At 51.9% G+C, this 24,675-nt stretch carries 28 protein-coding genes; 11 read left to right on the top strand and 17 right to left on the bottom strand.

The window, feature by feature from the left end; all coding sequences use genetic code 11:
• Window positions 1-8: 8 nt before the first annotated feature.
• Window positions 9-842, bottom strand: coding sequence for a GPO family capsid scaffolding protein (locus MUU46_RS18255; protein ID WP_258966260.1), 834 nt, complete (start codon window positions 840-842; stop codon window positions 9-11).
• A 142-nt stretch (window positions 843-984) separates the two neighbouring features.
• Here MUU46_RS18255 and MUU46_RS18250 point away from each other — a divergent pair, with 142 nt between their 5' ends.
• Window positions 985-2,751, top strand: a complete 1,767-nt coding sequence (locus tag MUU46_RS18250; protein ID WP_258966259.1) for a terminase ATPase subunit family protein — start codon at window positions 985-987, stop codon at window positions 2,749-2,751.
• Window positions 2,751-3,803, top strand: coding sequence for a phage portal protein (locus MUU46_RS18245; RefSeq protein ID WP_258966258.1), 1,053 nt, complete (start codon window positions 2,751-2,753; stop codon window positions 3,801-3,803). Before MUU46_RS18250 ends, MUU46_RS18245 begins: the two co-directional genes overlap by 1 nt.
• 436 nt (window positions 3,804-4,239) lie before the next feature.
• Here the strand turns inward: MUU46_RS18245 and MUU46_RS18240 are convergent, their stop codons facing one another.
• The 12 genes from MUU46_RS18240 to MUU46_RS18185 form a co-directional block, all read right to left on the bottom strand.
• Entirely contained in the window at window positions 4,240-4,494 is a 255-nt protein-coding gene (locus tag MUU46_RS18240) for a hypothetical protein (protein ID WP_258966257.1), read from the bottom strand.
• A 74-nt stretch (window positions 4,495-4,568) separates the two neighbouring features.
• Window positions 4,569-4,820: a hypothetical protein gene (locus tag MUU46_RS18235; protein WP_258966256.1), complete on the bottom strand. Its 252-nt coding sequence runs from the start codon at window positions 4,818-4,820 to the stop codon at window positions 4,569-4,571.
• Window positions 4,820-5,284, bottom strand: a complete 465-nt coding sequence (locus MUU46_RS18230) for a hypothetical protein (RefSeq protein ID WP_258966255.1) — start codon at window positions 5,282-5,284, stop codon at window positions 4,820-4,822. Before MUU46_RS18230 ends, MUU46_RS18235 begins: the two co-directional genes overlap by 1 nt.
• 325 nt (window positions 5,285-5,609) lie before the next feature.
• Window positions 5,610-5,798 carry a hypothetical protein gene (locus MUU46_RS18225; RefSeq protein WP_258966254.1) on the bottom strand — a complete coding sequence of 63 codons (189 nt, stop codon included), beginning with the start codon at window positions 5,796-5,798 and terminating at the stop codon, window positions 5,610-5,612.
• 156 nt (window positions 5,799-5,954) lie between these two features.
• Window positions 5,955-8,342: a replication endonuclease gene (locus MUU46_RS18220; RefSeq protein WP_258966253.1), complete on the bottom strand. Its 2,388-nt coding sequence runs from the start codon at window positions 8,340-8,342 to the stop codon at window positions 5,955-5,957.
• Window positions 8,339-9,196 (bottom strand): DNA adenine methylase, encoded by an 858-nt coding sequence (locus MUU46_RS18215; protein WP_258966252.1) that lies wholly within the window; start codon window positions 9,194-9,196, stop codon window positions 8,339-8,341. The genes MUU46_RS18220 and MUU46_RS18215 overlap by 4 nt, the downstream gene beginning before the upstream one ends.
• Window positions 9,193-9,420, bottom strand: coding sequence for a TraR/DksA family transcriptional regulator (locus MUU46_RS18210; protein ID WP_258966251.1), 228 nt, complete (start codon window positions 9,418-9,420; stop codon window positions 9,193-9,195). The genes MUU46_RS18215 and MUU46_RS18210 overlap by 4 nt, the downstream gene beginning before the upstream one ends.
• Entirely contained in the window at window positions 9,420-9,653 is a 234-nt protein-coding gene (locus MUU46_RS18205) for a DUF2732 family protein (protein ID WP_159464969.1), read from the bottom strand. Before MUU46_RS18205 ends, MUU46_RS18210 begins: the two co-directional genes overlap by 1 nt.
• A gap of 66 nt (window positions 9,654-9,719) precedes the next feature.
• Window positions 9,720-10,061 (bottom strand): DUF5347 family protein, encoded by a 342-nt coding sequence (locus MUU46_RS18200; protein ID WP_258966250.1) that lies wholly within the window; start codon window positions 10,059-10,061, stop codon window positions 9,720-9,722.
• Window positions 10,025-10,225, bottom strand: coding sequence for a phage filamentation protein Fil family protein (locus MUU46_RS18195; protein WP_258966249.1), 201 nt, complete (start codon window positions 10,223-10,225; stop codon window positions 10,025-10,027). The genes MUU46_RS18200 and MUU46_RS18195 overlap by 37 nt, the downstream gene beginning before the upstream one ends.
• A 7-nt stretch (window positions 10,226-10,232) precedes the next feature.
• A complete protein-coding gene (locus MUU46_RS18190) occupies window positions 10,233-10,742 on the bottom strand; it encodes a phage regulatory CII family protein (protein ID WP_258966248.1) in 510 nt (169 codons plus the stop codon).
• A gap of 32 nt (window positions 10,743-10,774) precedes the next feature.
• Window positions 10,775-10,996 carry a regulator gene (locus tag MUU46_RS18185; RefSeq protein ID WP_258966247.1) on the bottom strand — a complete coding sequence of 74 codons (222 nt, stop codon included), beginning with the start codon at window positions 10,994-10,996 and terminating at the stop codon, window positions 10,775-10,777.
• Window positions 10,997-11,091: 95 nt separating this feature from the next.
• Between MUU46_RS18185 and MUU46_RS18180 the strand changes: the two genes are divergently transcribed.
• The 4 genes from MUU46_RS18180 to MUU46_RS18165 all read left to right on the top strand — a co-directional run bounded on the left by MUU46_RS18180 (window position 11,092) and on the right by MUU46_RS18165 (window position 16,289).
• Window positions 11,092-11,688 (top strand): phage repressor protein CI, encoded by a 597-nt coding sequence (locus tag MUU46_RS18180; RefSeq protein ID WP_258966246.1) that lies wholly within the window; start codon window positions 11,092-11,094, stop codon window positions 11,686-11,688.
• Window positions 11,689-11,707: 19 nt separating this feature from the next.
• Window positions 11,708-13,384: an SNIPE associated domain-containing protein gene (locus tag MUU46_RS18175; RefSeq protein ID WP_258966245.1), complete on the top strand. Its 1,677-nt coding sequence runs from the start codon at window positions 11,708-11,710 to the stop codon at window positions 13,382-13,384.
• 82 nt (window positions 13,385-13,466) lie between these two features.
• Window positions 13,467-14,492, top strand: a complete 1,026-nt coding sequence (locus tag MUU46_RS18170; protein WP_258966244.1) for a phage integrase — start codon at window positions 13,467-13,469, stop codon at window positions 14,490-14,492.
• Window positions 14,493-15,404: 912 nt separating this feature from the next.
• Complete coding sequence (locus tag MUU46_RS18165) at window positions 15,405-16,289, top strand: SDR family oxidoreductase (protein ID WP_159753954.1); 885 nt, start codon at window positions 15,405-15,407, stop codon at window positions 16,287-16,289.
• Window positions 16,290-16,315: 26 nt separating this feature from the next.
• Here MUU46_RS18165 and MUU46_RS18160 read toward each other — a convergent pair whose 3' ends face one another.
• Window positions 16,316-16,678, bottom strand: a complete 363-nt coding sequence (locus MUU46_RS18160) for a hypothetical protein (RefSeq protein WP_159753956.1) — start codon at window positions 16,676-16,678, stop codon at window positions 16,316-16,318.
• 151 nt (window positions 16,679-16,829) lie between these two features.
• Here MUU46_RS18160 and MUU46_RS18155 point away from each other — a divergent pair, with 151 nt between their 5' ends.
• Window positions 16,830-17,627, top strand: a complete 798-nt coding sequence (locus tag MUU46_RS18155) for an SDR family NAD(P)-dependent oxidoreductase (protein ID WP_258966243.1) — start codon at window positions 16,830-16,832, stop codon at window positions 17,625-17,627.
• A gap of 12 nt (window positions 17,628-17,639) precedes the next feature.
• Here MUU46_RS18155 and MUU46_RS18150 read toward each other — a convergent pair whose 3' ends face one another.
• Entirely contained in the window at window positions 17,640-18,182 is a 543-nt protein-coding gene (locus MUU46_RS18150) for a TetR/AcrR family transcriptional regulator (RefSeq protein WP_258966242.1), read from the bottom strand.
• Window positions 18,183-18,266: 84 nt separating this feature from the next.
• On the opposite strand from MUU46_RS18150, the gene MUU46_RS18145 reads away from it, so the two are divergent.
• Window positions 18,267-19,469, top strand: a complete 1,203-nt coding sequence (locus MUU46_RS18145; protein ID WP_159753963.1) for an MFS transporter — start codon at window positions 18,267-18,269, stop codon at window positions 19,467-19,469.
• Window positions 19,469-20,281, top strand: a complete 813-nt coding sequence (locus tag MUU46_RS18140) for a Cof-type HAD-IIB family hydrolase (RefSeq protein WP_258966241.1) — start codon at window positions 19,469-19,471, stop codon at window positions 20,279-20,281. Before MUU46_RS18145 ends, MUU46_RS18140 begins: the two co-directional genes overlap by 1 nt.
• Window positions 20,282-20,326: 45 nt before the next feature.
• On the opposite strand, the gene MUU46_RS18135 is transcribed toward MUU46_RS18140, so the two are convergent.
• Window positions 20,327-21,556, bottom strand: a complete 1,230-nt coding sequence (locus tag MUU46_RS18135) for an MFS transporter (protein WP_258966240.1) — start codon at window positions 21,554-21,556, stop codon at window positions 20,327-20,329.
• Between the two features lie 275 nt (window positions 21,557-21,831).
• Here MUU46_RS18135 and ybjG point away from each other — a divergent pair, with 275 nt between their 5' ends.
• Window positions 21,832-22,440 (top strand): undecaprenyl-diphosphate phosphatase, encoded by a 609-nt coding sequence (gene ybjG, locus MUU46_RS18130; protein WP_258966239.1) that lies wholly within the window; start codon window positions 21,832-21,834, stop codon window positions 22,438-22,440.
• Between the two features lie 74 nt (window positions 22,441-22,514).
• Window positions 22,515-23,282: a DNA-binding transcriptional repressor DeoR gene (gene deoR / locus MUU46_RS18125; protein ID WP_258966238.1), complete on the top strand. Its 768-nt coding sequence runs from the start codon at window positions 22,515-22,517 to the stop codon at window positions 23,280-23,282.
• On the opposite strand, the gene dacC is transcribed toward deoR, so the two are convergent.
• On the bottom strand, window positions 23,277-24,485 hold the full coding sequence (gene dacC / locus MUU46_RS18120; protein ID WP_159753975.1) for a serine-type D-Ala-D-Ala carboxypeptidase: 1,209 nt from the start codon (window positions 24,483-24,485) through the stop codon (window positions 23,277-23,279). The two genes, deoR and dacC, sit on opposite strands and share 6 nt — an antisense overlap.
• Window positions 24,486-24,675: the final 190 nt, after the last annotated feature.

Raw genomic sequence — 24,675 nt, 5'->3', positions numbered from 1 at the left:
GTGCTCCATCAGCAGTTAGTCACGGTGCCAGCCGGCGCGTCACCGCCCGGCGCACGCTGGCGGTAATCCTTGCGGCTGTCTTCAGCATTCAGCTGCTGTTGCAGCGCCGCAAAATCGGCCTGCTGCTTCCGCAGTGAGGCTTCCAGCTCAGACAGGCGCGTCTCCTGGTCTGACAGGGATTTATCGGTACGTTCGCCAAAGCTCTGCTGTTCAGTGGCAACCAGCTCCACGGCCTTATGCACATCAGAGAAGCGCGCATCATCGGTCTGCTCTTTTTTTGCAAACAGCGCGGTGACGCGGGAAAAGAGGGATGGCTTGTCGTCCTGGATTTCGTCCAGTTCGATAACCGTTTCGGCGGCAGCAGAAAACAGGTTTTCCGGGTTCTGCTTGCGGTTTGCCAGCGGGTTATGGGTGGCGGTGGCGCTGAACGTCAGCATTTCGGTGCCGAGGCTTGCAGGGTCATCGGTGGCCGCCAGTCCTACCAGATAGGCTTTCCCGGTGTCGGCAAACTGCGGACTGACTTCCATGGAGGTAAAGAGCTTCTGCCCTTTCTTCACCAGGGCCACAAGGGCGTCGGTCGGGGTGACGTCGGCATACAGCGCCATCTTGCCTGCCAGCGGTCCGTCTTTAATTTCCTCAGCAACCAGCGCAGACACGGTGCCGTAGCGGTTAAAGGTGCTGTCCGGCACGTAGGACTTGATGTGCTCAAGGTTAATCTGCGCGGTGTACACCGCCGGGTTGTAACTGGCTGCCATCTGCACCAGCCAGTCACGCTGGATTTCGCGTCCGTCAGTGGTGGCACCTTCCACCCCGATGCGGAAACGCTTTGCTTTCGCTGTCATGAGCCATGCTCCGTTAGAAATAACTTACTGGAGCCTTATGTTTGCTGGGATGGGGGGAGTGAAACAACGCGCGGGCTTTGTGGGGTTCACTACACAAAACGCAGCCGGGGAAAGGTGTCAGGCAAGGCCGTAATCTTGTGTCATGAACACCACACTGACTCCCGCAGATCTCGATCCCCGTCGGCAGGCCATGCTGCTGTATTTTCAGGGATACCGCGTAGCCCGCATTGCTGAAATGCTGGGCGAGAAAGTTGCAACCGTACACAGCTGGAAGAAGCGCGACAAGTGGGGCGAGTATGGCCCGCTGGATCAGATGCAGCTCACCACTGCCGCGCGTTACTGCCAGCTCATCATGAAGGAGCAGAAGGAAGGGAAAGACTTCAAAGAGATTGACCTGCTGGCGCGTCAGTCAGAACGCCATGCCCGCATTGGCAAATTTAACGACGGCGGCAACGAGGCCGACCTTAACCCCAACGTGGCGAACCGCAACAAAGGCCCGCGCAAGCCAGCGGAAAAGAACGTATTCAGCGACGAACAGACCGAAAAGCTGCAGGAGATTTTCCACAGCTCGATGTTCGCCTATCAGCGCCACTGGTGGGAGGCGGGCAACCGTCACCGCATCCGCAACCTGCTTAAATCCCGTCAGATTGGCGCGACCTTCTTCTTTGCCCGTGAGGCACTGATTGACGCCATCACCACCGGGCGCAATCAGATTTTCCTTTCCGCCAGCAAGGCCCAGGCGCACGTCTTTAAACAGTACATCATCGACTTCGCCAAAGAGGTGGATGTGGAGCTGAAAGGCGACCCTATGGTGCTGCCCAACGGCGCAACGCTGTACTTCCTCGGCACCAACGCCCGCACCGCACAGAGCTACCACGGCAACCTGTACCTGGACGAATATTTCTGGATACCGAAATTCCAGGAGCTGCGCAAAGTGGCCTCCGGCATGGCGATCCATAAACGCTGGCGTCAGACCTACTTCTCAACGCCATCCAGCCTGACCCACAGCGCCTATCCGTTCTGGTCCGGGGCGCTGTTCAACCGGGGCCGCGCCAAGACGGACAAGGTGGATATTGACCTAACCCACGGCAGCCTGGCCCCTGGCCTGCTCTGCCCGGACGGGCAGTATCGCCAGATTGTCACCGTGGAAGATGCGGTGCGTGGCGGCTGTAACCTGTTCGACATTGACCAGCTGCGCATGGAGTACAGCCCGGACGAATACCAGAACCTGCTGATGTGTGAATTTATCGACGACCTCGCGTCGGTGTTTCCGCTCAGCGAGCTGCAGGCGTGCATGGTGGACAGCTGGGAAGTGTGGACCGATTTTCAGGCCCTGGCGCTGCGCCCGTTTGGCTGGCGTGAAGTGTGGATCGGTTATGACCCGGCGAAGGGCACGCAGAACGGCGACAGCGCCGGATGTGTGGTCATGGCTCCACCTGCCGTGCCGGGCGGCAAGTTCCGCATACTGGAGCGCCACCAGTGGCGCGGCATGGACTTCCGCGCCCAGGCCGACGCCATCAAGCAGCTGACCCAGCAGTATAACGTGACCTATATCGGCATCGACTCGACGGGCGTGGGCCACGGCGTTTACGAGAACGTGAAAGCATTTTTCCCTGCCGTGCGTGAGTTTGTTTACAACCCGAACGTGAAAAACGCCCTGGTGCTCAAGGCATACGACATTATCAGTCACCGCCGCCTGGAGTTCGACGCCGGACACACCGACATTGCGCAGTCATTCATGGCAATCCGCCGGGCCACCACCGCCAGCGGCAATCGCCCGACCTACGAAGCCAGCCGCAGCGAAGAAGCCAGCCATGCAGATTTGGCCTGGGCGACGATGCACGCGCTGTTTAACGAACCGCTGCAGGGCGAGGCCGCCAATACCAGCAACATTGTGGAGATTTTTTAATGAGTGAACACGACGCCCTGACCAGTACCGCATCAGTGCAGGAAGCAGCGCAGATGCAGAACAGCGCCCGCGCGGAAGCGTTCAGCTTTGGCGACCCGATCCCGGTACTGGACCGCCGCGAACTGCTGGACTATGTGGAATGCGTGCAGATGGACAGATGGTTTGAGCCGCCCGTCAGCTTTGATGGCCTGGCCCGCACCTACCGCGCCGCCGTGCATCACAGCTCACCGATTGCCGTTAAGCGCAACATTCTGACCAGCACGTTTATCCCGCACCCGCTGCTCAGCCAGCAGGCTTTTTCCCGTTTCGTGCAGGACTACCTGGTGTTTGGTAACGCCTATCTGGAGAAGCGCACCAATCGGCTCGGCGGGATTCTGTCACTGGAGCCATCGCTGGCGAAATATACCCGTCGTGGGATCGATCTAGATACTTACTGGTTTGTGCAATACGGCATGACAACGCAGCCGTATGAGTTCACCAAAGGCAGTATCTTTCACTTGATGGAGCCGGATTTGAACCAGGAGATTTACGGCCTGCCAGAATATCTGTCCGCTATCCCTTCCGCCCTGCTGAACGAGTCAGCCACGCTGTTCCGCCGGAAGTATTACATCAATGGCAGCCATGCGGGCTTCATCATGTACATGACCGACGCCGCTCAGAACCAGGAGGATGTGAACAACATCCGCCAGGCCATGAAAAGCGCCAAAGGTCCGGGCAATTTCCGCAACCTGTTTATGTACTCGCCTAACGGCAAAAAGGACGGCATTCAGATCATTCCGCTGTCAGAAGTGGCGGCAAAGGATGAGTTTCTGAACATCAAAAATGTTAGCCGAGATGACATGATGGCAGCGCACCGCGTGCCGCCGCAGATGATGGGAATTATGCCGAGTAATGTTGGGGGTTTTGGGGATGTGGAGAAGGCTAGTCGGGTTTTTGTGAGGAATGAGCTGATGCCACTGCAGAAACGCCTGCAGGAGCTGAATGATTGGCTGGGTGAAGAAGTGATCCGCTTCGAACCTTACGACTTAGGCTTCAAAAGTAAACGTAGCTAATCCCGCCCAACAACTCAACAATCAGACCGCCAATCACAGCGCCTCAGTAGCTTTCTGTGGGGCGCTGTTTTTATTTCGTTCCCAACCCTCACATCATTTGAATAAGATAGCGCGACGGAAATTGCGGCCAATTTCACTGCTTTACCTCTCAGCGCGCGCAGCCCCGCCCGCCTGCCCGCTTCTCTTAATGCGCATGTTTTCATGCACCAGGCTGGATGTTGTAAGAGCCGACAGCCGGGAGGATTGAAGGGGAAAATGATTACGAGGGATCATGCGGATCCATGCGGCATAGACATGCACCAAGCTCGGTGAATGGAGGTTTGCTATTTATGCTGGGTAAAAGCACTTTCCGCATTGCATGCTGTTATAACAATGAAAGCAACTTGGAGACAAAATTAATGCAAATAAAAAAAGAAAACAATTTTTTATAGAGACATTACCTCAGCAAGTTAATCGGGTTAAGCTTAAACTCAAATTTTTGACCTGAAAAACCATACACCACCCACAATAAAACCTGAGAACCATAAATGAAAAAAATCGCACCGTAAAATGCAAAATAAAAACCAATTTTAGCATCCCCCCAGTAACCATCTGAAATGGAATTCATGGCAATTAAAAAACCGATGATGATACTGAGTGCTGCCGCTACACACGCAAGACGTTCAATACCCTTCCTAATATTAATTAACATAACAGGTCACTCATTAGTAAAACCAAGCAATGGTAAAACATAAAACATAAAACATAAACTCATATTCATTTGAGTTATTTTTTCAAGTTATCGCTAACAATATCTGAAAGCATCTTCTCTATTTTATACTCGTGACTTCTTTTTACCTTATGGTTGTACATGTATTGTTTTAAAGCCACATACAATACAAACGCAGCCAGAATAATAGCTATTACCGCAAGAAAATAACCAGTAGCGTAAATTATACCAGCGGTATCAAATCTCTCTGAAAACGAAATACCAAAGATGAGTAGTAATTTCGAGACCAATACAAATACGGCTTCCATCAATTGAGGTCCGCGCCGACTATTGCATAACTAACAATCAGAGTGTCATTTTTAGTCTTAATCTTATGAGTTTCTGTCCATCCATGTTTTATTAGGAAATAATTCGATGATGAATCTTTATTTTTCTCAATAAAACTAACATCCTCTTTTTTAAATGTTACTTTCGCATCATTTAAAGCATCTTGATTTGCATTTTCAACGTCGCTATCCGAAATATCACCAACAACGTCGTTAAACACTAACTCCTTTTTATCTTCATACATATAAATAGGTTCGTTAGGATTTTTTTCATTAAATGCCTTAACCTCATCCTTGACTTTTATCACTGAGGATTCATACATGTTTTTTGCTACCGCAACCCCTCCAAATAATGAGGCAAAAATAGCAGTCTTAGCAAATAATTTAATAGCAACAATAGCAGCTACAGCAACACCACCACTGGCGAGAGAAGATGTTTTGTTCATGATTTCCCCTAAAAATTAATCTCGTAATTATGATGCCTTAAAGTTTCAAAATTTAAGCAATAGATGCTATAAACGCCCCCATCACCCAATTATTGTTGATTCCCGCCAATATTATCCAAATTTAAATAAGATAACCCGTTGCATTCGCATATCCTTTCTATTTCTACAAAAGGAGCAACTACTAAGTTTCGGTCGCTTTAATACTTAACTCCGCAAACGAACTGGCAAGAACGGTCTTGCTGCCCATGGCTAACGCCTCGCTGTACTCGTTGTTCAACGTTACTGACGTCAGAATCACGTTCTCACGCCAGCAACGTTCCTGCTACTAACTGGGAAGATCCATCGAGCGACCGTATTCATGAGCACGAATTTTCGCCATCAGCTCATCCGTCAACTCAGAAACCCACTGGATGGCCAGCCGCTTTTCTTCGTCATCACACTCGCTAGCCGCTACAAGCTTGATAAAAAAATCTATGCGCTGGAGCTTCAACGACTCCAAGAAATAATCCTGCATCTTCCCTCCTATCGGTACTACTGAATAAATAACTGTATATATATCCACTGTTTATATATACAGTAAATGATGCTTTTCCGAATGTAAAACGCTTTTTAAGCTTTCCATAAGATATGTCTCATACTGCCATCGCCATCACGTTAAGCAACATAGCGGCTATGAGTACCACTGCCGCCACTTATCATCCTCCTGCAGCCGTTGATTCCGGTAAAACAGGCGCAGCCCGGCTCCAGATGGAATACTGCCACCACGCAGAAGCAGATCCACCTCCGCTTCACTCGCAGCAAAGCCTCTGGACCTCAGCTCAGCGTCGAGCTGCAGACGCTGGTGATCGGTAATATCCTGTTTGTACCCTTTCCGACGCTTCGGTTTTACCAGCCTCAGCCGGGCGGTCAGCTCCCGGCGTTCCTTAGCGCTCAGATTATGGAGATCCGTCTGCGCCTCCGTCTCACTGGTTTCAGGTAAATCGCCCCCTGATTGGTTCAAAATTTCAACAGGGGGACAGTTATTGCCACGAGTCCAAGGGGCGCAAGCGCCCTGGTCGGCTACCGCCTCCTGAACGTCAACGGCCTTACGGACCATCTTCCACTTGATTGCGTGCGTGCAGATCCGGCCCTCAATGATCGGGGACCAGATGCCATAGATTCGGATGCCGTGATCGCCGTAGGTGCCCGGCTCGTCGTTAAGCTCGTATGCCGTTCTGACCAGGTGATGTTTGCGGGGAACCAGTACGCCGCCCTGCTTCATGATGTAGGTGGCAAAACACCCTGCATCTGCAGCAGCCAGCACTGCGTCCAGTCGTGGATTTTCCAGAATCGGGGCACCTGCTTTTTTATCGCCCTGCACTCTGCCAGCCTGACCCGCCAGCAAACGCAGCTCGCGGTATGCCTGGCGGCCCGGAATGCCAAAAAAACGGAACTGCTGGACGCGATGCAGTGATGCCCAGGCGGTGACGTGCTCCGCGCTGTCGCGCAATGATCTGCCCGTTTCCTTGCTGACTTCTTTAGCCAGCCCGCGTCCGTCGATGTTCTTGCTGATGTATTTTGCGATGTAGCTTGTCGGCGTGCCTTTGCGTGGGTTAATCAGCTCAGACTTGAAACGCGGCCCCGTATTGTTCCCCAGCTCCTCGCGGTCTTCCCGGATGGCAAATTTACGCAGTAGCGCAGTGATGGTCCGACGCTCTTTTTTGCGCATGAAGCACAGCAGATGCCAGTGTACGGTGCCGTCGTGGTGCGGCTCTGCAACGCGGACGCCATACCAACGCAGCCCGGCTTTGTGCATAGCCTTGCGGAATGCGGCGAAGGTATCGACCAGATAATCACTGCTCTGCCGGACCGTTTCGCTGGTCCACTTTGGATTTGGCCTGCCGTTGTTGAGGGTCGCGTGGAAGCGTGACGGGCAGGTGATGGTATAGAACACGGCGCAATCACTGCGCATTTCCGCGATAAGCTCCAGTCCTTTAACACAGGCCATCATCTCGTTGCGACGGTGTGCCGGATTGCTGTTGCTGGCGTTAACCACGTCTTCCATGTCCAGCGTGTCGCCGTCGGCATTCACCAGCTCATGCGACTGGAAGAACTCCAGTGACTTGCGGCGCTGTTCGCGCTTATGGATCACAGCTTCATAGCTGACATACGGGGACGCTTTCTTGTTGACCAGGCAGACGGCGCGCAGCTGCTCCTCGCGCCACTCGCAACGCGTCCGCCATAACTTGCGATACCACCAGTCTGCGCACAGCATCCGCGCCAGCGATCCCGGAATGAGGTCATAGGGCACGGGCTTACGGCGGCGTCTTTTGCGGCGGAGCTGTTCAAAGGCTGGCGGGACAACATCAAGACGCATGGCCTCTGCCGCTACCCTCTCCCATGACTGGCGGATTTCTTCTGGCTTTACGTCATCCGTGACGAACAGATCACCGCAGGCCGCATCCAGGCAAATGCTCATGTGCGCCGCAACCAGCGTTGATAGACGTTTTACCTGGTCCTGATTCATTTCAGGCAAAACCAGCAAGCCTTCCAGCCCGTCATGGCTTGCCATAAAACGGAAGGAAGCAGACACCTGGCTTTCACGCACACGCGCCAGGCGCTCAAGGCATGGCCTGATAGTTTCGCGCAGATAGCGGGAATACGCCTTTGCCCTGCCCAGGTCATGAAAGTATTTAATCCGTTCCAGCAGCGGTTTTCTGATGTGGACTGGCTCAGCGCTTACATCAGCGATGATCACCAGGTCGGGATTTGCTCGCTGTTGTCCCCGTGCCATTTTTGCCCGGCTGATGAGGTTATCCTGCTCCATTTCACGCTGGACAGGATCACGGGATTCATTGAAGAAATAGCGTTCCCAGACCTCATCGCTCAATGCCTCGCGGCGCAGCTTTTCCTGCTCGTTATCCGCTGCGTAGAGAGTGATCAGGTTTGAAAGCGCAGAACCCGGCGTAGCTTCTGCCGGGTCGTGGTATGGATTGACTGCTTTTTTCGGGGCATTCCAGGCAAAAGCAGCGGCGGCATCAGATGCGCCGCCGTAGTTTTTAACATCGTGATGGCTCACGCGTGCACCTCATGCACTGCAGAACAATCAGGACCTCTCGCCGGATCGAATCCAACCCAAAAGCGTTGTTTAGAAACAGCGATAATTTCCGCTGCAGACTTACTGTCTCCGGCCTCAACACCCATGCTTCGTTTTGTGGTGATGCAGTGCCGGGTGAAGTTGTGATAAATGGAACGAATCAGGGAGGTATCACTATTGGAAATAATAACCGGATGACCTTCTGATGAACGACGCTCAAGAATCGACGCCAGGTGATACTGATCATCCTCAGTAAATCCTGCAGTGTGGTATGCCGCAAAAGTACCGTCATAAGGCGGATCGCAGTAAACCACATCACCCGCCTGCAACATTGCCAGCGTTTCGTCATAGCTGGAGCAGATGAACGTGGCACGTTGAGCCTTTTCGGCAAATGCACGAATTTCCTTTTCGGGAAAATAGGGTTTTTTATAGTTTCCGTAAGGGACATTGAAATGTCCGCTCAGGTTGTAGCGACATAATCCACGATAGCAGTGGCGATTAAGATAAAGGAAAAATATAGCTTTCCAGAAATCGCATACATTCGATGAATGATTAAAATCCTGCCGGGCGTTGTAATAAGCAGTCTCGCCCTTCGCGCCCTCAAAAAATCCCTGCGCGTAAGCAATAAACCGTTCACTGTTCAATTTAATCTGGCGATAGAGATTAATCAGGTCAGGGTTAATATCCGCGACAAGATAATGAGGATAGTCTGTCGCCATCATCACAGCACACGAACCCGCGAACGGTTCAACCAAACGAGAACCGGCAGGCAGATGCTTCATCAGCTCAGGCATAACAGCGGTTTTATTGCCCGCCCATTTTAGGATGGTGCTCATACAGCACCTCCGTTGTAGTGCTTGCCTTTCAGCTCTGCGATTTCCTGGCAGGTGATGCAGCACTGCACACCCGGAATAGCGCGGCGGCGAGCTGGCGGGATCGGTGCATCGCAATCAATGCAAAGAACACGGGAAACGCCCGGCGCTTTGTTACGGGCGGTGTGGATGTGCCGCTGACGTTCTTCTTCTACACGCTCTTGCACAAGGTCCATTGAATCAGCCATCAGTGGATCTCCTGCGCTTCGTTCTGGATGGTTTCTGCGGCGTTACGCAGTAGCTCTGCAGCCTCAGTGCCATTGAGTTTGTCGCGGGTGATATGCACTGCCAGTTTTTCCAGATGCGCAGCAAATACATCAGCGCGGCCCCGGCGTTCTTCCATGCGTGCATCAGTCAGCAACTGATTAAGCCCTGCATCGTCCGGGCCTGTTTTGGTAGAGCGGATTTCAATATTTCGCATCGTGTTTCTCCTGAATTTGGGCAAAAGAATGCCCGGCGGGTTTACGCCATTAATTTCTGTTGTGGGTTAATTCGGCATGGTTAGCCGTTTAGGAAATAAGCTCACCACTGCACGAAAATGGTTCATTGCCTTTATCAGCTCCCGCTTTTCGTCAGTCGTCAGCTCACTAATTTTGACGCTGTGACGTTCTGCCGGAATATTTGCCATAAAATAGATGGCGGCTAATGCACGCTTGTTTTGCTTATTGTTAGCGTCCCGTGGGTCACTCATATCTTCAATAAACCGCTCAAGCTCTGACTCAACGTTATGACCGAATATCTTTGCCCGTAATTCGGCTATGTGGTTCAGTCCCTCATAGCGCTCTCCTGGGCTTATCGAACGAGTCGTTGAAGCGCCTTCAATAGCCATGGCTTCCCCTTCTTCGTGGTAGATAGACCAGCCAGTAATTCCGCCTGTGAGCGGGACGGGTGCCAGCGTTTACCATCCTTTCCTGCAATCCAGCCGTGACCGAAATGCATTCCAGGGCTTTGCTTAACCAGTAACGACGCAAATGATGGTTCGTTGTCCAGCATAAACACCTCAACTCAGCCCGAACGATGATCCAAGGCCCGTCACGGTATCGACCACGCTCGCCATCGCTGGGTTAGCCTGCAAACGCGCCTGCAAAGAAATCGCGGTAAGAGCCATAAGCCGGGTAACGGAATTGACGCTCTCGACCACTTGACGGCGAGTAGCGGCATTTAGCTGAGCGCCAGAAACTGCACTCGCTGCTACGCGTCCGATTTCAGCGGTAGCGCTCAATACGTATTGCGGCATTTTCTCCCGAGCCACCTCATTGGTTGGTACGCACGGCAGGCAATGAATCTGTGCCAGAAAGCCATCAACCAGTGTGGAGTCTTCGGTAAGGTCGGTTAGCAGCCATATGTCCGGTGCGGTGAGCTGGTGCGGTTGCTCCGGGTTGAGCTTATTGCGCAAGGTCTGGACGTTCATTCCTGCGCGCTCTGCCAGCTTTGCCATGTTGTGGCGCAAGGCAAAGGTCCGACAGGCTTCATTGAAGTGAGGATGTTTTGATACGCGATAGTCAAACATAGTCAGATGCTCCGATGTATCTCAAAATGGAACTAGTTGATAGTTACATTGCAATCTGAGAGCGCGTCTACGGTAAGAGCAACGATGTTAATCATTACTTTTTCTCGTTTTTTATCTTTACGTAGGCGATGGCGAGGTAAGCGGCCATCAGCCAACATGTCATTGATGGTGTCGATTGGCAGGCCCGTAAGCTCGCTGTAGCGCTCAATTGTGACGTGCGGTGTATTAAGACTGATTGAAATGTTAGGGGTCATGATGCAACATCTCCTATTGGCTTGTGGTGAGCCTGTGGTAATCGTGATAAGTCCCCAAATGGGAACGAAATTGATATTAGGATCGCATAAGAGATATGTCAACACCAAAGTACCCAAGTGAGATCAAATTAAATCCCAATCAGGGTGGTAAGGCTGCGATTGAACGTCTGGTCGAGGCTTATGGTTTTACAACGCGGCAGGCTCTAGCTGATCACTTAGAAGTATCGAAAAGTACTTTGGCTAACCGGTACATGCGAGATACCTTTCCTGCCGACTGGATAATCCAATGTGCTCTTGAAACAGGCACCTCTCTGAACTGGTTAACCACCGGGCAAGGACTTAAGCAAAGTTCCCAAACTGCTACTACTGAAGAGCTTGTGAAGTTTCGTATTACTGCGGGAAAAATGGTTGAAGATGGTTCATACGTGTTTGACTCATCATTTCTTCCTGCGAAGCTTTCGACCCCAATTGTCGTTCTTGATGGGCCTACCACATACATCTGTGAGCAAAAATTCACAGATGTGCTGGATGGGCACTGGTTGATCAATATCGATGGGACGTATTCCTTTAGACTGATTACCAGACTGCCTAAGGGCATGATTAAAATTTCCACTACAGATAATAGTTTTGAGTGTGCTTTTTCAGATATAGAAGTGATTGCATGTGTAAGAAGCACGACAGTTTCAAACTGATAGAGTAAAGGATTTAGTAATGAATTTATTTATCACAGCAGTATTTTTATTAGCCTTATTTTCTCCCATCTTAGCTATCATTTTGGTCAAGAAAAACAAAAAACATAAAACAGAAATGGATATCTTGGCTGCCAGTAATAAAGCCATAGGAAATCAATTAAGCGAAACCCAAGATAAATTAGCCCAATCCATACAAGAGCACTCTGAACTTGAAGGAAATGCCTCCCCCTTATGGCAGTATCAAGAGTTACATGATGCAGTCCAGGATGCTGAGAAAAAGATAAAAACAGCTGACTCTATAGCCAAAGAAAAAATTGATGAAGCTCAAATAAAGGCTGCCAGAGCTATAAATGAAGCTCATAACCAAGCCCGGCTCACAATAAGCAATGCTAACAACGAAGCAGTAGCAATCACCAAAGATGCACGCGATGCTCGTTTGAAAGCTAAAGAGCGGTTAGATAACGCAAATAGTAAAGCTGATGAACTAATTTCCAACGCAAATGACAATGCAATGAAAATAATATCAGACGCAGAGGTCCGAGCAAAAGAGATTGCTGGTTCTGCATATGAAGCGAAAGAGTTTGCAGAAACCTACCAAGCTGTAGCCAAATCAATGAAAAATAAAATTGAAGGGTACGGTGATGAATGGATAGTGCCAAACCGAAGTGTTCTGGATGAACTTGCAGAGAATTATGAATTTACTGATGCAGGCAGAGAACTCCAAAAAGCGAGAGAGTTAACAAAATCTTTAATAAAAACGAGCAAAGCGGCAAGTTGTGAATATGTCGAACCTAATAGACGTAATACTGCAATAAAATTTGTATTAGATGCGTTCAATGGAAAAGTTGATAGTACACTTTCTAAAATCAAACATAACAATTATGGCAAACTTTCCCAAGAAATTAAGGATGCATTTCAGCTTGTAAATTATAATGGCTCAGCTTTTAGGTCAGCTAAGATCACTGATATATACTTACAGGCCCGACTCAACGAACTTAAATGGGGCGTTGCAGTTAATGAGATCATGCTCGAAGAAAAAGAAGAACAAAGACGCATCAAAGAGCAGTTGCGCGAAGAAGAAAAAGCTCGCCGAGAATATGAGAGAGCGATAAAAGAAGCCGAAAAAGAAGAGAAAACGATTCAGCAGGCTATCGACAAAGCGACTAAAGAACTAATGATTGCAGGTGAAGAGCAACGACTTGCTCTTGAGCAAAAACTGGCTGAATTACAAATTAAATTCGAAGAGGCTGAGGCCAAAAATCAGCGTGCGATTTCAATGGCTCAACAGACACGTTCAGGTCATGTCTATGTTATTAGTAATATAGGTTCGTTCGGTGAGGATGTATTTAAAATTGGGATGACGCGTCGACTTGAACCTCTAGACCGTGTTCGTGAACTTGGTGATGCCAGTGTTCCTTTCGCCTTTGATGTACATGCAATGATTTACAGTGATGACGCACCATCATTAGAGAATCACTTGCATAAAGTATTTAATGAAAAACAGGTTAACAAGGTCAATTCTCGGAAAGAATTTTTCAATGTCGGCATTAAAGATATTAAATCAACTGTAGCCAATATGAATATCGATGCACATTGGACGATGTTTGCCGATGCCAAGGAATATAGAGAATCTCTAGCAATTGAGAATGAACGCACAGCAGCGCAGGTTGCAAATGAAGAACTCGTTGTTGCCTGACATGGGTGATTTCACGTAAACATACATTGATCACTGTTTGCATATACAGTTAAATTTAGCCCTCAGATATGAGGGCTTTTTTATGGCAGTACGAAAACTCGACACAGGAAAATGGATTTGCGAATGCTACCCCGCCGGACGCAGTGGGCGTCGTGTGCGTAAGCAGTTCGCCACCAAAGGCGAGGCAATGGCTTTTGAACGGCACACCATGGATGAGACAGAAGCCAAGCCGTGGTTGGGTGAGTCAGTTGATCGCCGGACACTCAAAGACGTCGTAGAACTCTGGTTCAAACTGCACGGTAAATCCCTGACCGCTGGTGAGCATGTTTATGACAAGCTGATCCTGATGGTTGATGCCCTCGGAAATCCCCTCGCTACAGACCTTAGTTCCAAAATATTCGCACATTACCGCGATAAGCGCCTGACAGGAGAAATCTATTTCAGCGAGAAATGGAAGAATGGGGCCAGTCCGGTCACTATCAATCTGGAACAAAGCTATCTAAGCGGAGTATTTAGCGAGTTGGCCCGGCTTGGAGAATGGAGCGCACCGAACCCACTGGAGAACATGCGCAAATTCACCATCGCCGAAAAAGAGATGGCCTGGCTAACGCATGAGCAAATAACAGAACTACTGGACGATTGCCACCGTCAAAGTCCCCTTCTCGCTTTGGTTGTCAAAATCTGCCTGAGCACCGGATCACGCTGGCGCGAAGCTGTGAACCTCACTCGCTCCCAGGTCACAAAGTACCGAATCACGTTTGTCAGGACCAAAGGTAAAAAGAACCGTAGCATTCCGATCAGCAAAGAGCTGTATGAAGAAATCGTTGCCCTTGACGGCTTCAAGTTCTTCACGGACTGCTATTTTCAGTTTATGTCGGTGATGGAGAAAACCTCTATTGTCCTTCCGCGCGGTCAGCTAACCCACGTTCTGCGCCATACGTTCGCAGCACACTTTATGATGTCCGGCGGGAATATCCTTGCCTTACAGAAAATCCTGGGTCACCACGACATCAAAATGACTATGCGATATGCTCACCTTGCTCCTGATCATCTCGAAACAGCCCTTCGATTCAATCCATTGTCATCGCTCACAAATTCAGAAATCTAACAACATATTTTTAGAGGCTTTGGTTTATACCTTTATTGGTCATCAATGAGGATGATCCAAAGGAGAGTGTTAACTATGTGGCCAAGAAATCAGTATACAGGACCAGGTGGCGGACGTTATACCGGACCAGGTGGTGGACTCTATACAGGGCCTAATGGGGGCGCCTATACGGGCCCAAACGGCGGAATGTATACAGGCCCTAACGGAGGAATGTATACCGGCCCTGGCGGTGGACTTTATACGGGACCAGGAGGCGGTTTATACAATGGACCGGGTGGTGGCTTGTATACTGGACCAGGCGGTGGACTCTATACGGGCCCGGGCGGTGGTCTATACAATGGTCCGGGAGGTGGCATGTATGCTGGACCAGGAAGGTCGTACGAAAGTAATATTCCCCCATGGGAGGTATTTGTGAGAATTTTAAGGGAACATGGCTATGGTTCCATTGCAGACACCATCGAAAGATGCCTCTAGCTAGAAACAAAGAAATCGCACCCAACTCTTTGAATTTACTTCGATTATGTTTTTTAGATGTTCAAACAGCGAGCGATTTAGCGGATTAGATTTTATAAAAACTTAGGATTGGAAATAAAAACTATAAATTCTAGGATTGGTGGCGACAAAGTGGCGGCAGCGGTTGGCATTACCCCCTAATCGTCACTTCTCACCACCAACCTAACTTATTGAATATGTTACAAGTCATTGTTTTTACTAACCCGTTTACATAAATGGGTTTTTTGTTGCCTGAAATCTGAGGTGCTTTAAAAGTAGTCACCTTGCACGCGTCCATCTTTCATATTTATCATCGGCTTAAGCACTCTTTCTCGCCGAGAATCCTCTGAAAAAAGCACGCTAATTTATAAGCCGAAGTCTGGGCGACTAAGCTTAAAGTTTACGTTTTGAGGAGGTGCTATGAGCCATCATTCAGATCAATTAAGCCAGTTCCCAACCCCACCATTTAAAGAACAACCTCAGGAAGCGCCTGGCCTCGCGTCTGAGATGACACCGCAACCCGATCATGGCGAAACCAGTTATGTCGGCACCGGCAGGCTGGCGGGCAAGAAGGCGCTGATTACCGGGGGAGACTCGGGCATTGGCCGGGCTGTCGCCATTGCGTTCGCCCGGGAAGGTGCCGATGTCGCCATCAATTATTTGCCAGAGGAAGCGGCTGATGCTGATGACGTCATTGCTCTGATAAAAGCCGAAGGCAAAAACGCCGTCGCGCTGCCCGGAGATATTCGGGATGAAGCCTTCTGTAAATCACTGGTTGATGATGCCGTCAGTGCGTTGGGCGGACTGGATATTCTGGTGAACAATGCGGGTCGTCAGCAATATTGTGAGTCCCTCGAAGATCTCACCACCGAGGCATTTGATGCGACATTTAAAACCAATGTGTATGCGCCATTCTGGATAACCAGGGCGGCGCTATCGCACCTAAAATCAGGGGCTTCGATCATTAATACATCCTCTGTTCAGGCATATCAGCCCAGCGCCATTTTGCTGGATTATGCCCAGACCAAGGCCTGCCTGGCGGTATTTACCAAAGCGCTGGCGAAGCAGCTTGGGCCGAAAAATATCCGGGTGAATGCGGTTGCGCCGGGACCATACTGGACCGTCCTTCAGTCCAGCGGAGGTCAGCCGCAGGAAAAGGTCCGCGAGTTTGGTAAAAGTGCGCCATTGGGACGTCCCGGCCAGCCCGTCGAGATCGCGCCGCTGTATGTCACCCTGGCCTCAGATGCCTGCTCATATGCGTCAGGTCAGGTGTGGTGCTCCGACGGTGGCACGGGCACGCTCTGATGCACTCCGTCTAAACCAGAAGCCGTTCACCAGGCTTCTGGTTCTCTCACCATATGCACAATATTGCACGGGCTCATAATCCATCCGCCCTTAAATCCCTCAGGTAAAAGCTCGACGCTATCGCAGCGGGTGACTCCCTGCTCTGCCAGATGCTTTTCAGCGTGTTTAAAATCAGGGGTGAACAATTCCAGCCAGATCTCGGCCTGGCTCATTGCCGGGGCTTCATCAATCCACAATCGGTTTGGGCCGAGGATAAACCCGGTGGCCGGTGCTTTATCCGTGATTTCCTCCAGCCCAATCGTGTTGCGATAGAAATCCAACGTCTGCTGATACTGATGCGACGGCACTTTGAGCGCGATATCAATTCCACCTTTCATCTCTGCTTTCATAACGTGTGCTCCTGATTCAGGGTTAACGATAAGGTGATGCGTCTGACGAAACCCTGAGTATGTCGCAAGATTTGACGACTCGCCTCGCCTTGCGTCAGCCCCGTTATTACCCATACTTTTGGCAGGTCCGGCAAATGTGTGAGGAAACGCGATGTTACTTCAGGGCAAAGTCGTGGTGATTTTCGGGGGCAGCGGCGCGATTGGCAGCGCGGTTGCGCAGGCGATGGCGCGGGAAGGTGCGCATGTGCATCTTGTTGCCCGGTATCAGGATAAGCTGGACCGGGTGGCGAACAGCGTCCGCTCTGCGGGTGGAACAATTGACACCACGGTGATGGACGTTCTCGACGAGCAAATCACCGTAGATAAAACGGCGCAACTGGCTCAACAGACCGGTGGGTTTGATGTGGTGGTGAATGCCACCGGCTTTATGCACGATCAGGGTAAAAATATTTTTGCGTTGTCGCTGGCCGAATTCAGGCAAGGGTTCGATCCATTTTTGTCGGCGCTGTTCACGATTTCAAAAGCGGTCGTACCGTTTATGGGTGGCGATCGGGCGGGCGTATTCCTGACGGTCGTTGCTCCGGCGGGTGGGATGGTGATGCCGAATCATCTCGGCCATATCGTCGGCTGCGCCGGGACGGAAGCCTTTGTGAAAGCCCTCGCCAGCGAGCTGGGCCCGAACAATATCCGCGCCATTTGCGTGCGCTCGCACGCGATTGTCGATGCGGTTCAGGCGGGTTCGTATACCGGGGAAATTTTCACGCCAAAAGCGCAGGCGATGGGACTCACGGTGGACCAGTGGCTGGACGGCGCGGCGCAGAGCACGATGCTCAAGCGGCTGCCTACGCTTGCGCACGTCGCTGACGTGATGACATTTCTGGCCTCGGATTCTGCCAGCGCCATGACGGCGACGGTGGTAAATATGACGGCGGGCGCAACCACCAGCTGACGCGCCCCGGCGTTATATCGCCGCAATTCTGCCCACCATCTGGCGGATGTCCACCTTGCCAAGCGGCGCTCGGTCGGTAACGAAATGCAGCGTCATACCTTCGATAAATGCATCCAGCGCGCGGGCCGTTGCCGGGTCAAACCACTGCTCAAGCACCTGCTGGCTGTGCTGCATCCAGTTTTGCATGATGTTTTTCAGCGCCGGTTTGCAGCCAATAAACGCATAAAGCTGATACATTACCTCCATGTTTCGCGTCGTCGTCACCTGAGCGCTGAAGATTAACTGGGTGATCGCATCGCAGGCTTCCTGCGGCGACGTGACGTCTGCAAAAAACGCTTTGTACTGCGCCAGCATTTCATCGGTAAAACCGGTGAAAGCTTCCTCCAGCAGCGCATCTATCCCGCTGAAATAATAGGTCATTGAACCGAGCGGCACATCGGCACAGCTGGCGATTTTACGGTGCGTCACGGCCTGGATACCGTGGCGGGCGATGGTGTCCAGCGTTGCATGCAGGATCCTCTCCCGGCGCTGCGGATCGTTCGGTCGGCGGGCCATAATTTTTCCTCTTACGATTTGTGTACAAATGTACACAACCTTGCTAGTGTTGTCTCTCCCTCTTTTTCTACAGGCAGTTTACGGATGACGTCGCATTCCTCCCGCCAGGCCCTGCAATTGCGCATGTGGGCGCTGTTTATGTTTTTCTTTTTACCGGGCCTGTTGATGGCATCGTGGGCCACGCGCACACCCGCCATTCGCGACGTTCTCTCGGTGAATACGGCCGGAATGGGCATCGTACTGTTCGGTCTGTCGATAGGTTCGATGAGCGGCATTCTTTGTTCCGCGTGGCTGGTAAAACGCTTTGGTACGCGCAAAGTTATCCGCACCACCATGTCCTGCGCGTTGGTGGGTATGGTGATGCTCAGCCTGGCACTGTGGCTCGCGTCCCCCTTATTTTTCGCCTTCGGCCTGATGGTGTTTGGCGCCAGCTTCGGCTCTGCCGAGGTGGCGATTAACGTGGAAGGTGCGGCGGTTGAACGCGAGATGAACAAAACCGTGCTACCGATGATGCACGGCTTCTACAGCCTCGGCACGCTGGTCGGCGCGGGTATCGGCATGGCGCTGACGGCGTTTGGCCTGTCGGCCACCATCCATATTCTGCTGGCTGCGCTCTGCGGCATCGCACCCATTATTATTGCCATTAAAGCCATTCCGGACGGTACCGGTAAAAACTCCGCCGAGAACAGCGCCCATCACCAGAAAGGCGTGCCGTTCTATCGTGACGGTCAGCTGATGTTGATTGGCGTGGTGGTGCTGGCAATGGCATTTGCAGAAGGGTCAGCCAACGACTGGCTTCCGCTGCTGATGGTTGATGGTCACGGCTTCAGCCCGACCTCCGGTTCATTGATTTACGCAGGCTTTACCCTCGGTATGACCGTCGGACGCTTTACCGGCGGCTGGTTTATTGACCGCTACAGTCGCGTCGCGGTGGTTCGCGCCAGCGCCATTATGGGTGCACTCGGCATCGCGCTGATTATCTTCGTCGACGTCGATTGGGTCGCCGGCGTGTCGGTCATTCTCTGGGGACTGGGCGCTTCGCTTGGCTTCCCGCTGACCATTTCCGCCGCCAGTGATACCGGCCCGGACGCACCTACCCGCGTCAGCGTCGTCGCCACCACCGGCTATCTGGCGTTCCTGGTTGGCCCGCCGCTGCTCGGTTTCCTTGGCGAACATTACGGACTGCGCAGCGCCATGCTGGCGGTGTTATCCCTGGTCATCGTCGCCGCGCTGGTGGCTCGCGCGGTGGCAAAACCTGAATCTGAACCTGTGACGGAGCGTGCGTGATGACTATTAAACTGATTGCCGTAGATATGGATGGTACCTTTCTCAGCGATGAGAAACGCTATAACCGGGCGCGGTTTCTCGCCCAATATCAGCAGATGAAGGCACAGGGCATTCGCTTTGTGGTCGCCAGTGGAAACCAGTATTGGCAGCTGATTTCATTCTTTCCAGAAATTGCTGATGAAATCGCGTTTGTTGCCGAAAACGGCGGCTGGGTGCGGGATGCGGGCGAGGACGTATTCAACTGCGAGCTGTCGCAGACGCATTTCAAAAAAGTAGTCGATTTTCTGCATACCCTGCCGGACGTGGAAATCATCGCCTGCGGCAAGCGCAGCGCCTACACATTGAACCGTTATGACGACAAACTCAAAGCGATGGCCGCGCGGTATTACCATCGCCTTGAGCTGGTCGACAGTTTCGATAATCTTGACGATACGTTCCTGAAATTTGGTCTCAACCTGCCCGACCGCCTGGTGCCTGACGTACAAAAAGCACTGCACGAAGGCGTGGGCGATGTGATGACCGCGATTACAACCGGCCACGGCAATATCGACTTAATCATACCCGGCGTGCATAAAGCCAATGGCCTGCGCCTGTTGCAGCAGCGCTGGGGCATCGAAGACAGCGAAGTGGTGACCTTTGGCGATAGCGGCAATGACCTCAAAATGTTGCGTCAGGCCGGGTTTGGTTTTGCGATGCAGAATGCGAATGAGGCGGCCATTGCGGCGGCTAATCATCGTGCGCCGCATAATAACGAAGAAGGCGTGTTGCAGGTGATTGATCAGGTTTTGAATCGGGAAGCGCCGTTCCATTAATCCGTTGGCCCGGCAGACCTTGCGTCGCCGGGCGCAACTTCCGCCCTACTGCTGCGAATCACCGACCGTTTTATCTTTCAGGAAGTAGACAATCAGCCCCAGCCAGATAATGCCATTCGCGAGGTTAAACACGCTGAACAGGCCATTGCCACCGAACTGGTAAGCGTGTTTGCTGACTTCAATGCCGACGGTGAAAATCAGCATCTGCAACATGCCCATCGCCGCCGATACCGTGCCTTTGCTCATGTCGCTAGCGAACAGCGTCAAACGCACCAGCCCAGCATTCGCCAGGCCAATCCCGAAGGCATAAACGCTCAGGCCTGCGGTCATCCACAGATAGGCATGCGTGGAGACCACCGTTGCCGCAGCAGCCAGCATCAGTCCCGCCACAATCGGCCAGCCACCAGCAATAATCAACCAGCGCACGCTGCGACGTGAGGTCAGCTTCGCCAGCGCCAGGTTACCGAGAATCAGCGCACCAAAAATCGGCACTTGTAACATGCCGTATTCATACGCGGTGGCATGTTCGCCGCTGATAATAATTACCGGCGATTGCGCAATCCACGCCAACAGCGGCAGGCTGACAAATCCAATAGCCAGCGCTCCGGCAACAAAACGCAGATTTTTCAGTACCAGACCATAATCGTGGCCCAGCTCTTTCAGGGACAGTTTTTCGCCCAGACGGGTCGCTGTTTCCGGCATCGCCCGTTGCAAGCCGAAAAATGAAATTAGCGCCAGCACCGCAAACAGCACAAACATGGTTTCCCACGGCGCGACGTGAACCCAGGCGGCCCCCACCAGCGGCCCCAGCAACGGCGCCATCAGCGCTACGTTCGCCATCAGCGCGGTAATTTTGATGCACACCGCCTCCTCGAACGATTCCTGTATCGCGGCGTACCCCACCGCACCGATAAAGCACAGGCTTATCCCTTGCAGGAAACGCAGAAGGGTGAACTGTTCAATATTTTGCGCCAGCAGCGTCGCGAGGCAGGTAATAATGAACCACACCACGCCGGTGAGCATCACCGGACGGCGGCCAATACGGTCCGACAGCGGCCCCAGCAGCCACTGTAAGAACATGCCGCCCGCAAGATAGGCGGTCATCGATGTCGGTACCCATTCCATCCCGGCGTTGAACTGCCCGACCACCGTCAACATGCCCGGTTGGATCATGTCGTTGCCGATATAGGTAGAGAATTCGTAAAGCACCAGACAGAGCGGGAAAAGTAACGCCTGGCGACCGAGGCGTTTACCGGAAAGTGAAGAGTTGTGCATGCAATCTCTTAAAGGTTTCAAAATCGCGTGAAGTGTAATGAATGATGTGAAAAGGCGATAGCAAAAAGTACGGAAAACATCCTGTTACAGCACAATTTCACTTGTTTAAGGTTCGCTTAAGTTCGGGGCCCTATACTGCGATTCTGCAAGCAGAATTGTAAACGCTGCCGGAACAGAAATCGTAACCACCGGACATTTAAGACAATCCCCCTTTACCGCTCCGGCCACGATTTTTAAGGTGAACATCGTCATCAAACTGTAAGAGTCCGCAAGATATGCTGGAAAATTTGAATTACTCGCTGTTTTACTGGATCAACGCCACCCCGGCGTCGCCGCAGTGGATGATTTCGATGGCGACGTTTATCGCCAAAGATCTGATTAACATCGTCCCCCTTCTGGCCGTGGTGCTGTGGCTGTGGGGCCCGCGCGCGCAGGTCTGCGCTCAGCGCCAGTTAGTTATCAAGGTGGGAATGGCGATTGGTGTCAGCCTGACGATGTCATGGATTGTCGGACACGTCTTCCCGCATGACAGGCCTTTTGTCGACGGTGTGGGCTATAACTTCCTGCATCACGCGGCGGATGACTCTTTCCCAAGCGACCACGGTACGGTGATTTTCACTTTCGCCCTGGCGTTTATGTTCTGGCATCGCCTGTGGTCCGGTGTTGTGTTGTTGGTTGTCGGCGGAGCGATTGCCTGGTCCCGCGTGTATCTCGGTGTGCACTGGCCGCTGGATATGGTCGGCGGTTTCCTTGCCGGACTGAGCGGTTGTCTCGCAGCGCAGATAATGTGGGTACTTTTCGGTCAGACTATTTATCAACGTTTGCAAGCCATGTACCGTTTTTGCTTCTCGATGCCTATCCGCAAAGGTTGGATACGTGACTAAGACCGGATGCGCAGGTAAAATTGCAGCCAGATCCTCTGCCTGACGCAGAGGGCGTTTCGGTTTACAGGGGTAATATGGAAACACGGCGCGATGAGCGAATCAGTCAGCTTATTCAGGCTCTTAAACGTAGCGATAAGCTCCATCTAAAAGAAGCGGCAGCCCTGCTGGGTGTTTCTGAGATGACGATTCGCCGTGACCTGAACAGCCACAGCGGGCCCGTGGTATTACTCGGTGGATACGTGGTGCTGGAGCCCCGCAGTGCCAGCCATTATTTACTCAGCGATCAGAAAACGCGCCTGGTGGATGAAAAACGCCAGGCCGCGCGTCATGCGGCAAAATTACTGAAAGCTCACCAGATGGCGTTTTTCGACTGCGGCACCACCACGCCATGGATTATCGACGCCATTGATGACGAACTGCCGTTTACCGGCGTGTGTTACTCCCTGAATACCTTTCTCTCTTTGCAGGAAAAACCGCTGTGCCGCGCCATTCTGTGCGGCGGCGAATTTCATGCCAGCAACGCCATTTTCAAACCGCTTAGCCCGCAGGACACCCTGAGCCATCTGTGCCCCGATATCGCGTTTTATTCTGCGGCGGGCGTGCATATGCAGCACGGCGCAACCTGTTTTAATCTCGATGAATTGCCGGTGAAACACTGGGCGTTAGCCAGCGCACAGCGCCATGTACTGGTGGTCGATCACAGCAAATTTGGAAAGGTACGTCCGGCGAGAATGGGAGAGTTGAGCCGCTTTAACGTAATAGCCAGCGACCGCCGTCCGGATGATGAACTGACGGCGCTGGCAAAGCAGCATGGGATCACGCTGCTATACGATCGATCATGAGAACCAGCTGCCAAACCACTGGTGGAATTTCATCAGAACGAAATCCACCATTCGGTTAAAGAAGCTGCCTTCATTTACCGCTTCCATGACGATCAGCGGACGCTGTTCGATGGTTTTGTTATTCAGCTTGAAGTCGATGGTGCCCACTACCTGTCCTTTCTTCAGCGGTGCCGTCAGCTGAGGTTCGTTCAGGGCGTAGCTGGCTTTCAGGTTTTTCAGCTGTCCGCGTGGCAGCGTGATGGAACCGGCCTCACCCGCGCCGAGCTTGGCCTGGCTGCTGTCGCCGTACCATACGCGTTGCTCAATGAACGTTGCATCCGGTTTGATAGGGGTGACGGTTTCATAGAAACGGAAGCCCCATGTCAGCAGTTTTTCGGATTCATTAAATCGGATCCGGTCCGTTTTGGTGCCGAGAACCACCGCAATCAGACGCATATCGCCCTGCTTCGCTGACGAGACCAGGTTATATCCTGCACCCGCCGTCGTGCCCGTTTTCACGCCATCAGCGCCCAGGCTGTTGTTCCACAATAGACGGTTGCGGTTCGGCTGCTTGATGTTATTGAACGTGAACTCTTTTTCTTTGTGAATGGCGTACTCATCCGGCACGTCGTGGATCATCGCTTTGGTCAGCAAGGCCATATCTCGCGCGGTACTAAACTGTCCCGGCGCATCCAAGCCGTGAACGGTTTTGAACGTGGTATTTGTCAGGCCCAGCTTTTGCGAATAGCTGTTCATCAGGCTGATGAAGGAGTCCTGGCTGCCCGCCACGTAATCCGCAAGGGCGATACAGGCGTCATTTCCGGACTGAATAATGACCCCTTTATTGAGGTTTTCTACCGACACCTGATCGCCAGGCTTCAGGAACATCACCGACGAACCGCGCAGCGCTGGGTTACCCGTCGCCCACGCATCTTTGCCGATGGTGACCATATCGGTCATTTTGATTTTGTTTGCTTTAATCGCCTGACCCACGACATAGCTGGTCATGATTTTCGTCAGACTGGCCGGATCAAGCTTGTCATCGGCGTTGCCCTCGCTAAGCACTTTGCCGCTGGCATAATCCATCAGGATCCACGCTTTGGCATCGACCGGTGGAGCGTCCGGTTGTTGAACAGCTTCAGCCGCCTGAATGCCAGGAGCCACGAGAAGTAAAAGCAAAGAGCCTGCCGCCAGGCCGCGGGGAGAAACAACTGTACGCGTCATAAGAGCCACCCAAGTATCCATTCCAAAAAACACGCTACGTCACTGACGCCGTGTAACAACAGGCGCTGAGTAATAACGTAGAAATGACCTTAAAGAAACAATGCGTTGGTAAAGTTTTTAAAGTTTACGCAAGAACGCCGCGTTGTGCTTAAAAGTGGGCGTTTTTTTTGATCACGGTTGTGCGAATGTT

Origin of the sequence: Scandinavium tedordense (assembly GCF_024764965.1) — a bacterium.
Lineage (GTDB): Bacteria > Pseudomonadota > Gammaproteobacteria > Enterobacterales > Enterobacteriaceae > Scandinavium > Scandinavium tedordense.
Note: the sequence above shows the minus strand (reverse complement) of the source record. Positions and strands in the feature narration are given on the sequence as shown.

Coding starts and splice junctions, on each gene's coding strand:
- MUU46_RS18255 (WP_258966260.1), bottom strand. CDS start 842: ATGACAGCGAAAGCAAAGCGTTTCCGCATCGGGGTGGAAGGTGCCACC.
- MUU46_RS18250 (WP_258966259.1), top strand. CDS start 985: ATGAACACCACACTGACTCCCGCAGATCTCGATCCCCGTCGGCAGGCC.
- MUU46_RS18245 (WP_258966258.1), top strand. CDS start 2,751: ATGAGTGAACACGACGCCCTGACCAGTACCGCATCAGTGCAGGAAGCA.
- MUU46_RS18240 (WP_258966257.1), bottom strand. CDS start 4,494: ATGTTAATTAATATTAGGAAGGGTATTGAACGTCTTGCGTGTGTAGCG.
- MUU46_RS18235 (WP_258966256.1), bottom strand. CDS start 4,820: ATGGAAGCCGTATTTGTATTGGTCTCGAAATTACTACTCATCTTTGGT.
- MUU46_RS18230 (WP_258966255.1), bottom strand. CDS start 5,284: ATGAACAAAACATCTTCTCTCGCCAGTGGTGGTGTTGCTGTAGCTGCT.
- MUU46_RS18225 (WP_258966254.1), bottom strand. CDS start 5,798: ATGCAGGATTATTTCTTGGAGTCGTTGAAGCTCCAGCGCATAGATTTT.
- MUU46_RS18215 (WP_258966252.1), bottom strand. CDS start 9,196: ATGAGCACCATCCTAAAATGGGCGGGCAATAAAACCGCTGTTATGCCT.
- MUU46_RS18210 (WP_258966251.1), bottom strand. CDS start 9,420: ATGGCTGATTCAATGGACCTTGTGCAAGAGCGTGTAGAAGAAGAACGT.
- MUU46_RS18205 (WP_159464969.1), bottom strand. CDS start 9,653: ATGCGAAATATTGAAATCCGCTCTACCAAAACAGGCCCGGACGATGCA.
- MUU46_RS18200 (WP_258966250.1), bottom strand. CDS start 10,061: ATGGCTATTGAAGGCGCTTCAACGACTCGTTCGATAAGCCCAGGAGAG.
- MUU46_RS18195 (WP_258966249.1), bottom strand. CDS start 10,225: ATGCTGGACAACGAACCATCATTTGCGTCGTTACTGGTTAAGCAAAGC.
- MUU46_RS18190 (WP_258966248.1), bottom strand. CDS start 10,742: ATGTTTGACTATCGCGTATCAAAACATCCTCACTTCAATGAAGCCTGT.
- MUU46_RS18185 (WP_258966247.1), bottom strand. CDS start 10,996: ATGACCCCTAACATTTCAATCAGTCTTAATACACCGCACGTCACAATT.
- MUU46_RS18180 (WP_258966246.1), top strand. CDS start 11,092: ATGTCAACACCAAAGTACCCAAGTGAGATCAAATTAAATCCCAATCAG.
- MUU46_RS18175 (WP_258966245.1), top strand. CDS start 11,708: ATGAATTTATTTATCACAGCAGTATTTTTATTAGCCTTATTTTCTCCC.
- MUU46_RS18170 (WP_258966244.1), top strand. CDS start 13,467: ATGGCAGTACGAAAACTCGACACAGGAAAATGGATTTGCGAATGCTAC.
- MUU46_RS18165 (WP_159753954.1), top strand. CDS start 15,405: ATGAGCCATCATTCAGATCAATTAAGCCAGTTCCCAACCCCACCATTT.
- MUU46_RS18160 (WP_159753956.1), bottom strand. CDS start 16,678: ATGAAAGCAGAGATGAAAGGTGGAATTGATATCGCGCTCAAAGTGCCG.
- MUU46_RS18155 (WP_258966243.1), top strand. CDS start 16,830: ATGTTACTTCAGGGCAAAGTCGTGGTGATTTTCGGGGGCAGCGGCGCG.
- MUU46_RS18150 (WP_258966242.1), bottom strand. CDS start 18,182: ATGGCCCGCCGACCGAACGATCCGCAGCGCCGGGAGAGGATCCTGCAT.
- MUU46_RS18145 (WP_159753963.1), top strand. CDS start 18,267: ATGACGTCGCATTCCTCCCGCCAGGCCCTGCAATTGCGCATGTGGGCG.
- MUU46_RS18140 (WP_258966241.1), top strand. CDS start 19,469: ATGACTATTAAACTGATTGCCGTAGATATGGATGGTACCTTTCTCAGC.
- MUU46_RS18135 (WP_258966240.1), bottom strand. CDS start 21,556: ATGCACAACTCTTCACTTTCCGGTAAACGCCTCGGTCGCCAGGCGTTA.
- ybjG (WP_258966239.1), top strand. CDS start 21,832: ATGCTGGAAAATTTGAATTACTCGCTGTTTTACTGGATCAACGCCACC.
- deoR (WP_258966238.1), top strand. CDS start 22,515: ATGGAAACACGGCGCGATGAGCGAATCAGTCAGCTTATTCAGGCTCTT.
- dacC (WP_159753975.1), bottom strand. CDS start 24,485: ATGACGCGTACAGTTGTTTCTCCCCGCGGCCTGGCGGCAGGCTCTTTG.